General features: G+C 70.0%; 12 protein-coding genes and 1 tRNA gene. 8 read left to right on the top strand and 5 right to left on the bottom strand.

Translation table 11 applies throughout. The annotated features are described in order from the left end of the window. Positions 1-135: 135 nt before the first annotated feature. Complete coding sequence (locus VN520_RS30480) at positions 136-870, bottom strand: translation initiation factor IF-2 (RefSeq protein WP_325750172.1); 735 nt, start codon at positions 868-870, stop codon at positions 136-138. Between the two features lie 191 nt (positions 871-1,061). On the opposite strand from VN520_RS30480, the gene VN520_RS30475 reads away from it, so the two are divergent. Then, positions 1,062-1,625, top strand: a complete 564-nt coding sequence (locus VN520_RS30475; RefSeq protein ID WP_325750171.1) for a flavoprotein — start codon at positions 1,062-1,064, stop codon at positions 1,623-1,625. Positions 1,626-1,695: 70 nt separating this feature from the next. Next, positions 1,696-2,241, top strand: a complete 546-nt coding sequence (locus VN520_RS30470; protein WP_325750170.1) for an MOSC domain-containing protein — start codon at positions 1,696-1,698, stop codon at positions 2,239-2,241. A gap of 9 nt (positions 2,242-2,250) precedes the next feature. Here the strand turns inward: VN520_RS30470 and VN520_RS30465 are convergent, their stop codons facing one another. Next, positions 2,251-2,724: a DUF6194 family protein gene (locus tag VN520_RS30465; protein WP_325750169.1), complete on the bottom strand. Its 474-nt coding sequence runs from the start codon at positions 2,722-2,724 to the stop codon at positions 2,251-2,253. Between the two features lie 63 nt (positions 2,725-2,787). Between VN520_RS30465 and VN520_RS30460 the strand changes: the two genes are divergently transcribed. Next, the gene (locus VN520_RS30460; RefSeq protein WP_325750168.1) at positions 2,788-3,507 is read left to right on the top strand and encodes a MerR family transcriptional regulator; all 720 of its coding nucleotides are present in this window, start codon (positions 2,788-2,790) and stop codon (positions 3,505-3,507) included. Positions 3,508-3,647: 140 nt separating this feature from the next. Here VN520_RS30460 and VN520_RS30455 read toward each other — a convergent pair whose 3' ends face one another. Genes VN520_RS30455 through VN520_RS30445 form a run of 3 tightly spaced genes read right to left on the bottom strand, consistent with a single transcriptional unit; the run spans position 3,648 to position 5,281 of the window. Beyond that, positions 3,648-4,496 carry a helix-turn-helix transcriptional regulator gene (locus tag VN520_RS30455; RefSeq protein WP_325750167.1) on the bottom strand — a complete coding sequence of 283 codons (849 nt, stop codon included), beginning with the start codon at positions 4,494-4,496 and terminating at the stop codon, positions 3,648-3,650. A 22-nt stretch (positions 4,497-4,518) separates the two neighbouring features. After that, positions 4,519-5,049: a DUF6879 family protein gene (locus VN520_RS30450; RefSeq protein ID WP_325750166.1), complete on the bottom strand. Its 531-nt coding sequence runs from the start codon at positions 5,047-5,049 to the stop codon at positions 4,519-4,521. Continuing rightward, complete coding sequence (locus VN520_RS30445; RefSeq protein ID WP_325750165.1) at positions 5,018-5,281, bottom strand: hypothetical protein; 264 nt, start codon at positions 5,279-5,281, stop codon at positions 5,018-5,020. Before VN520_RS30445 ends, VN520_RS30450 begins: the two co-directional genes overlap by 32 nt. Before the next feature lie 194 nt (positions 5,282-5,475). Between VN520_RS30445 and VN520_RS30440 the strand changes: the two genes are divergently transcribed. From VN520_RS30440 to VN520_RS30420, 5 genes are all read left to right on the top strand, one after another. Further along, positions 5,476-5,907 carry a hypothetical protein gene (locus VN520_RS30440; protein WP_325750164.1) on the top strand — a complete coding sequence of 144 codons (432 nt, stop codon included), beginning with the start codon at positions 5,476-5,478 and terminating at the stop codon, positions 5,905-5,907. A gap of 1 nt (position 5,908) precedes the next feature. Further along, on the top strand, positions 5,909-7,015 hold the full coding sequence (locus VN520_RS30435) for a methyltransferase domain-containing protein (protein WP_325750163.1): 1,107 nt from the start codon (positions 5,909-5,911) through the stop codon (positions 7,013-7,015). 169 nt (positions 7,016-7,184) lie between these two features. After that, positions 7,185-7,259 (top strand) — tRNA-Trp (locus tag VN520_RS30430). Between the two features lie 332 nt (positions 7,260-7,591). Next, complete coding sequence (locus VN520_RS30425) at positions 7,592-8,029, top strand: SLATT domain-containing protein (RefSeq protein WP_325750162.1); 438 nt, start codon at positions 7,592-7,594, stop codon at positions 8,027-8,029. A 282-nt stretch (positions 8,030-8,311) separates the two neighbouring features. After that, the coding region (locus VN520_RS30420; RefSeq protein WP_325750161.1) for a GNAT family N-acetyltransferase at positions 8,312-8,796 on the top strand (485 nt) is incomplete at its 3' end.

Genomic DNA, 8,796 nt, shown 5'->3' with positions numbered 1-8,796 from the left:
GGCCGCCCCGCCCTGCTCCGCCCCGGCGTGCTTCGCGGCGGTCGCGCCGCGTCATCCCGGCTGCCGGTCCTGACGGACGGGGCACGCGGGCCTGCGGACCTGTGAGCCGGTGGTGCGGGGGAGCCGGGCGCCCGTTCAGTGCGGTGGCGGCAGCGGGGCCAGGGCGTTGGCGATGGTGCAGCCGCCCTCTCCGGGCATCCGCTGGACGCGGGACGGCACCCATACCTCGGTGGCGCCGGGGCCCACGCGGGCGAGAAGGCAGTCCTGCGGGTCGAAGCGGTTGCCCTTCACCGACAGGAGGACACCGACCCGGCCGCTGCCCGCCTTCACCTCGGTACGGACCGCCGGATGCAGGTCCAGGGCGGCGAGCGTACGGCGTATCCCGGCCTCGTCCACCCGGCCGCCCTCCGGCACCCGGGGGAGTTTCGCGCGGAGCTCCTCGGACGGCAGCCGGGGCGGCTCGGGCGGCGGGGCGAAGGTCAGCGGGGGGCCGTCCGGGCAGTCCACGTCACGGGGGTCCTCACGCCACTCCGACCTGGGCGACACCCGCACCGCGAAACAGCGCAGCACGGTGACCTCCTCGACGTCGACCCACCCGTTGTACGCCGAACCGGACGTGCGGACGACCACATCGATACCGTCCCCGTCGTGTGTCGAGGTGCCCGTCACCCGCAGCACCTCCACCCCGTCGATGCCGGAGGCGGAGCGCCCGACCTCCTCCGCCGTGCGTGGACGCTGGCCGTAGAGCCGCTCCCCCACTCCCCTGGCCACCTCCCGCGCGGCGTCCGTCGCCTCGGCGTCGGAGGGCTGCACCACCCCGCAGCCGACGGTGAACAGCAACAGCGGGGCGAGCAGCAGCAGTCGGCGCATGGGTGCATCCTTCCGGCGCCGCACGCGGCGGGCAACACCCGTGTGCCCGGACCGGCATGAGCGAGCGTACGCAGCCGGCGCGGCGGTCGCGGGACCGGCCGGCGCAGCGACTACCGGCCGCCGCCGGGCCCGTGGTACGTCTCTGCTGTATCGACGGCCGGGCGGCGAGCCCACGCAAGGTGGAGGAAACGGTGAGTGCAGGCAGCCGCGGAGTGCTGGGAGTCGTGGGCACGGCGACCGACGGGGTCGAGTCGCTGCGCACCGGGCTGGTCGAGCCGGCCGTCGCACAGGGCTGGCAGGTAACGGTGACACTCACACCGAACGCCGGCCGATGGCTGAGGGCGAACGGCGAATGGGAGCGGCTGGAGGCACTGACCGGTCTCCCGGTGCGAGACACGCCCCGCCTGCCGGCCGAACCCCGCCCGCACCCCGTGGCCGATCGTTATGTCGTCGCACCGGCGAGCGCGAACTACGTCGCCAAGCTCGCGACGGGTATCGCCGACAACCAGGCCCTGACCCAGGTGAGCGAAGCACTGGGCACCCCCGGCCTCCCGGTGGTGGTGTTCCCTCTGGTCAACGCCGCACATGCGCGACACCCGGCGTGGGAAGGGCACATCGCGGCTCTGCGCAAGGCGGGCGTGGAGCTGGTGTACGGGGCGGACGTCTGGCCCCTGTACGAACCACGTCAGGGCCCGGCCGTCCGGGAGCTCCCCTGGGCGACGGTCCTGGGACGCGCGACGGCCCGGACCCGTTGACGCCCGCTTCCTTAACATGGTCCGGAATACGCGTACACCGGAATACGCGTACAGACGGACGGGGCGGAAGATGGCAGGCCGGGTCACAGCGGTGAGCAGCAACGGAACGTACTCGTTCAGCAAGCCCACTCGCGAGTCGGTCACGCTGCTCGCCGGCCTCGGCGTCGAGGGGGACGTCCACGCGGGTGAGACGATCCGCCACCAGTTCCGCATGACCTACGAGCCGGGACTGCCCAATCTGCGTCAGGTGCACCTGATGCACGAGGAGCTCTTCGACGAGCTGGCCCTCAAGGGCTATGCGGTCACCGCAGGTCGGCTGGGCGAGAACATCACCACCCGCGATGTCGACCTGCTCGGCCTTCCGGCCGGCGCCCTGCTGCACCTCGGTGAGCGGGCGGTGGTGGAGGTGACGGGCCTGCGCAACCCGTGCGCGAAGATCAACGACTTCCAGCAGGGCCTGCTCGGCGAGATGTTCGCCCTCGACCCCGCCTCCGGGGACTTCACCTTCAAGTCCGGCGTCATGGCCGTGGTCCGCCACGGCGGCCCGGTCCGCCCGCACGACACGATCGAGGTCGAGCTCCCACCGGGCCCCCACCGCCCGCTGGAGCGGGTCTGAGCCGCGTTGTCAGCCCGGCGCCGAGCCTGCGCGCCGTTCGTGGCGCGCCCGCGCGAGACGATGGGCTTCCCGGAGCAGCAGGCGCACGGCCTCATCGGTCCTCAGGCCCGGATTCACCACCGCCAGCCAGCCGCCGGAACCGTAGACGGGGTGCGCGATCACTTTGTCGCTGGCACCGGGGTCGTCGTCGAGGGCGGATTCGCGCGGGGCGTGACCGGTCCAGTCGCTGAACGCCTGCTTACCGGCAGCGATGTTGACGCGGAAGGTGTCCGGGCGGTCGAGGCGCGACCGTTCGTCGCCCGGACAGTCCTTGGTCACGATCGTCGCGAACGGTTGGGCCGCTGCCGGCATGACACCGTCAGGTGCGTAGTAGAAGAACGTGTCCCCCCAGCTGATCTCCGGTGAACCGTCGCCGGGTGCCGGCCTGACAGCCAGAACCCCTCCCAGGTCTTCCACAAAAGCGATGATCTCGTCGTCCGTCATGTGCTCAAGCGTTTCATTAAGGTGCTTGTGGAGACTTCGAACCGGAAAACGCAGGAGCAGCGGGTGCCAACTCTCAAGTCGCCGTCCCTCCGCACGGCCGAGGTCGCGCGCCGTGCCGGGTACTCCGTCCAGCAGATCCGCAACCTCGAACGCGACGGTGTCCTGCCCCCGGCCACGCGCACGGCTTCGGGCTACCGCATTCACGGGGAGGCCCACCTGCACTCCGCACTGGCCTACCGCGCCCTCGCAGCCGGCACAGGCCCGGTCGAGGCCAAGCGGATCGTGCGCGCCGTGCACGAGGGCCCGGCCGCGGAGGCGTTGGCCCGGCTCGACGCCGCCCACGCCCGGCTCGACCGGGAGCGCACCGACCTGGCACTCGCCAAGGAGGCCACAGCGGCGATCTCCGCCGAACCGGTCGCGGACGTACGCCCGTCGGACTCGATGAGCGTCTCCGAACTCGCCGCGGCGCTCGGTGTGCGCCCGTCGACCCTGCGGCACTGGGACGCCGAAGGGCTCGCCGTTCCGGACCGGGTCCCCCCGCGAGGAACGAGACGGTACTCGCCGGCCCAGACCCGGGACGCCCGGATCGTGCACCAGCTACGCAGCGCGGGCTACCGTATCGACCCGCTCCGGACCCTGATGCCGAGCCTGCGACGCGGCCTCCGCCGGGAAGACGTCACAGCCGCACTGTCGGCCCGGGACGCAAGCATCACGGCCCGCTCCCGCGCCCTCCTGGACGCGGCCGCGCCGCTCAGCGCGCTCCTTGCCGCCACCGGGACGTGAGGGGCCGCTCGGCAACGCAGCTGCACGACACGCACTCGGGCACATACCGAAGTGCCCGCCACAGGCGCACGACATCTCCTGAGACCCCCTGAGCCACGGTTCACCGCCCGTCTTCGCGCTCCACATCCACCGGAACCGGATCAGCCGAGCGCGTCGATCGCCTTCACGACGAGGGCCCGCGCCTCCGCCCCGTACACGGCCGTCTGCCGCATCTGCTCGAACGCCCGCAGGTAAAGGCCGATCTCGCTGGGCTGGGTGATCCGCACCTGTGCCGACACCAGCTCGACGGACACGAGCTCGTCGTCGTACACGTGGAACGTCTCCCTCGGCCACTGGTCCCGCTCTGCCGTCGTCGGGATGATGCCGAGCGACACCGCAGGCAGGGCACCGGCCGACAGAAGATGCCCGAGCTGCGCGGCCATCGTGTCGGCGTCCCCGATCCGGTAACGGAGAACGGCCTCTTCCATGAGGAGGACGAATCGATGGCCACGCTCGTGAATGATCTGCGAACGAGCCACCCGGGCGCGGGCGGCAGCGGCGCTGTCGTCGACAGGGAGGTCGCGGAAGCGGGCGCTCATCCCCAGGACGGCCGCCGCGTACCCCTCGGTCTGGAGCAAGCCGGGCACGAGAGAGGAGGAGTACACGCGGAACAACTCGGTCTGCTGGAAGAACGCCACTGCGCTGTCCTGGAGTTGTCTCAACCCGCTCCGCGTCCGGTGGCGCCACTCGCTGTACATCGACTCCGCGTGCAATGACTGGGCGATCAGATCCTCGGCCTGGTCACCTGCCCCGGCAGTGCGGCACCACAACCGGATGTCCGTGGCGGTCGGCGCTGTACGCGCGTTCTCGATCCGGGATGTCTTCGCATGGTGCCAGCCGCACCCCGAGGCCAGCTCGACAACGGTGAGACCAGCCCCCTTCCGCAGGTCACGCAGACGTCTGGCGACGACTTCGCGTGCGGACTGTGCAGAAGAGGAGGGAAGCGTCATGTGGCCTGTCCGATGGTTCTGATCAGCGAATCGTGTACTCGTCGTGCGGCACCGCTCGATCCCAAACCGTCTCGAACGCGCTCGCACACAGCTTCACGGCAACCGGATCATCAGTGAACTCCGGCCCCTGTGACGAGCCGTCACCGGCAAAGTGGTTCCACTGGACGAGGCGGCCGTCGAACAGCCAGAAGTCATTGCCGGGCAGTGCGATGTCCGAGGCCCGGCGGCGCGGCAACCACCGGATCCGCTCCCCGGCCGCCACGTTCGTGAAGGTTCCGGAGTGCTCGTAGCGGATGTACTCGCTCACCGGCTCGGACACGATCCGGGCACGTCGTACGCTCACGCCGCGACCGACGGTCTCAGAGACGAGGTCGAGCCACGGCCGCCACCAGGACGCCCGGTCGGTGGGATCGTGACGGTGCCCGGCACGCCAGTCGGCGAACGGGCCGCGCTCGTAGTCGACGGCGTACGCGTCCCGCATCTCCAGGTGTACGGCGGATTCGATGCAGCTGTCGAGCAGCTCACGGAAGCTGAGCGGCACGTTCGACGGCATCGCAAGCCTCCCTGATCATGCCGACCATCCTGGCGGGGATACGGATCACCGCTTCGGATTCGGGGATTCCCACAGCGTGCCCGGGAACCTCCGTGGCAGCACACTCCGCCTCGAGTTCAGGGCTCGGCTTCCATCCTTGGAGGACCAGTTCCTTCCCCTCGAGGTCCGCCCAGACGGTCGGGCTTTCGTGATCTCCCGTGTTCGGGTCGATCCCGATGAACAGTAGCGGCATGGCTGACTCCGTCCATGTGGTGTGCAGTTGTGTGCAACACGGTCAGCCGCTCCGGCCTTCTCCGTCAAGACCACCTTCTCGTTCTTCCACCTTCCAGAGGAATGTGCGCACAGTTATGCACATGGCTGGTGTGCGCGCGGGGAGCTTTTCTACGGTCCCGGGTATCCCTCACCGACCGCGAAGGGAAACGGGCCATGGCCGTGACGCTCAAGGTGTACGAGGTGAACCGTGAGGGTGGGACCCGGGTGGTGCGTGAGGAGGCCGAGGTCACGCCCCTGGCCATCCCGATCCGTCCTCGGCGTACCCCGCCCGCAGCTGCTCCCGGTGCAAGGGAGATTCAGCATGACCGCACCGCCCCGCTCCCTCCCCGGCCCGGAACGGTCCGAGACCGCATCGGTGTCCCCGATCCCGACAGCGGGACCTGGGCCGGCCCCTGTTGCCTGACCAGCACTCCCATCCCCCGAATCCACCCGCTGGAGGAGAACTTCATGAACGCCCGGCTGAACACCCCAGCTGAAGCAAGCGACGGCAAGCACGGCGGCAGCCCTGCCCCGATCAAGCCGTGGGCTCCCCCACCGCCCCCGCCGTCCCCTGACGGCAGCGGCCCATCCCGCACCGGGGAATGACGTGAGCGCCACCCGACAAAACCCCACCCACCCGGGGCTGGTGCAAGAGCTCACCGAACGCGGGGTCCTCAGCCCCCGCTGGCAGCAAGTGTTCGACGCCGTGCCCCGGGAGCAGTTCATCCCCTCGAAGATCTGGCGGCAGCTCCCCGACCGGTGCGAGCCGGTCGTCGGGACGGACGAGTGGCTGGCGCTGGTCAACTCCGACGAGCCGGTAGTCATCCAGCTCGACGACGGCGCCGGAGACGGGCCTGGGATCGCGACGTCGTCGAACTCTCAGCCATCCATGGTGGCTCGCATGCTCGGCCTTCTCCAATTGGAGGACGGACACCGGGTACTGGAGATCGGCACGGCGTCGGGCCACGTGGCCGCGTTACTGTCCGAGCGCCTCGGTGACGAACGGGTCCACAGCATTGAGATCGACCCCGCGCTTGCCCGACGAGCCGCCGATGCTCTCGCGAGCGCCGGTTACCACCCGCACCTGCGCTGCGGTGACGGCGAACAGCCCTGGCCGGGCATGGAACCGGTCGACCGGCTGATCTCGACCTGCGCACTCCGGCACGTCCCGCCCACCCTCGTGCGGCAGGTCCGACCGGACGGCATCATCGTCGCGCCGCTCGCACGGGATTTCTGGTCCGGAGCGCTGGTCGAACTTCACGTCCAGGCCAAGGGGACTGCGGTCGGCAGGTTCCGCGGCGGCGCGTCGTACATGCCGATGCGGTCGCACCGTATGGCCGATCGCCACGACGTCGATACGGCCACAGGCAGGATCCGCAGCGCGGGGCTGGGCCCGGCGCGGCTCTTGGACCTCGGGTTCGCGCTGTACGCCGGGGCCCGTCTGCCCGGCGTACGACTGACGCACGCGGACACCCCCGCCGGCGCCCAGGTGTGGGTGAGCCGCGAGGACGGCGCCGCCGCAACTGCTGCCACCGGGGTGGAGGTCTGGCAGTACGGGCCCGGGTTCCTGTGGGAAGAGATCGAGCAGACCTGGGTCGAGTACGTCGCGCTCGGGCACCCCGAGGCCGACCAGTTCGGGCTGACGGTGACCGACCAGGACCAGCACGTCTGGCTCCGCACCCCGCACGCCGTCATCGAGCCCGCCAGGCCGTGACAGCGGCACCACCGTGGGACCCCGGGCCCATTGCAGGTGCACGACCTCTGAGCAGGTGAAACAGACAGAGGCGGGCATCCTTCGAGCATCTCCGGCGCGATCGGTATGAGCGGGGGCACGGAACGGACGAAACTTCAGCAACAGCCATCCGTAGAATGAGGGTTGGGGCAGAGCCGTAGCGCAGAGGTAGTCGCGCGCGGTCTCCAAAACCGCGAGGACGCCGGTTCGAATCCGGCCGGTTCTGCCCTCATCCGTTCCTGCCCGAGGGCCCGCTGACCGCCCTGCAAGGTGCACCGGCAGCCGACAGCCGAATCTGCGCCCTCGCCCCTCCCCGGGCAAAAGCTCCGACTGCGCCTTGGCCGGCTCGCCGCGTACGGAGGACCGCCGCGCGCGATCCGCGAATCCATCGAGTACGGGCACCGGTGCGCTCCGTCCTGGCATCAGGACCTCCGCCCGGAACCGGGGAGTTGAGGGTGGCTCGGCATACATCCATGCCGATAATGTGTGCCGCAGGGTGCCAGGCACCCTCAAGTCGCGCGGGTGGCCGAGCAGTTGCCCCAGGGAGGGAGACGGTCGGTGCCGCAGGCAAGCGAAGATCCGGTGCTGGAGCAAGCTCTCAAGGATCTGGCCTGGTACGAGCGCATCACGAGGCGCTCCCGCCGCTGGGTCGCGGTCACGGAGCTGACCGCATTGATCAGCGGAGCAGGCGCGGTGGTCGCCGCAGGCATCCAGGCTCCCGCCGTCGTCACTGCCTCGATCGCAGGGACCACGGTCTTCATCGGTGGGTTCCGCCAGCTGTTCGGTCATGCGGAGCGATACGTACATGCCGCAGAAGCCTGGTCACGACTACGGCTGGCGATTCAGCGTTACACCGTGATCGCCGAGGCCGACAGGAGCGACGAGAACCGCCGGCGTCTGCTGGAGGAAGTGGAAGCCGTCGCCAACGCGGAACTTCAGAGCTGGGCCATGAACCGCCGCCTCGCCCAGCCCCCCGGCGGCCAAGCACTGCCGTAGACCCTGCCCCCGTCGCCACCACTCAGAACCTCTCACGAGCAACCTCACTCCCGAAGTGGGCGAGACCCGAGCACCCTGCGCCTCTACGCCTGCTCCGTGACCGGTGGACCGAAGGTCAGAAATGTCCCGGGCCCCTGTTCACGAGGCGGAGTGAGGTGATCCCGCTGGCCGCCGACTCACCGGCATTCACCGACCCGATGCTCCGACGTACACAGGGTGCGGTGCGAGCACCCTCGCATAGGTTGGGCGTCGTATCCGACGCACCGCGACGAGGATCAGCCCATGCACAGCAGCACCAGGATCCGTCTGATCGAGCCCGCCGACGCCGCCCCGATCGCCGCGCACCGCGTGCGGGACTTCGAGGCGTTCCGGCCGTACGAACCGGCCCAGCCGGCCGACTTCTTCACCCCGAAGGGCCAGGCGGAGCGGATCGACAGCCTGCTGGCCGGATACCGGGCCGGTACGGTCTGGCCGGGCGTGGTGCTCGCCGACGACCAGGTGATCGGGCAGGTCACCGTCGGAGGCATTCTGCCGCAGCCGCACCTGCGCCGTGGCTCCGTCGGATACTGGATCGCCACCGTCGCCCAGAATCAAGGGCACGCCGGGCACGCCGTCGGGCTTGCCCTCCGGGTGATGACGGACGAACTCGGACTGCACCGCGCCGAGGCGTCCACCCATCTGGAGAACCTGCCGTCGCAGCGGGTACTGCGCCGCAACGGGTTCAGCCCGTACGGCGTCGCACACTCCTCGATCTTCCTCGACGGGAG

The sequence above is a fragment of the Streptomyces sp. genome (genome assembly GCF_035563135.1).
Lineage (GTDB): Bacteria > Actinomycetota > Actinomycetes > Streptomycetales > Streptomycetaceae > Streptomyces.
The sequence above is the reverse complement of the archived record's forward strand: the minus strand, read 5'-3'. Positions and strand labels throughout refer to the sequence as shown.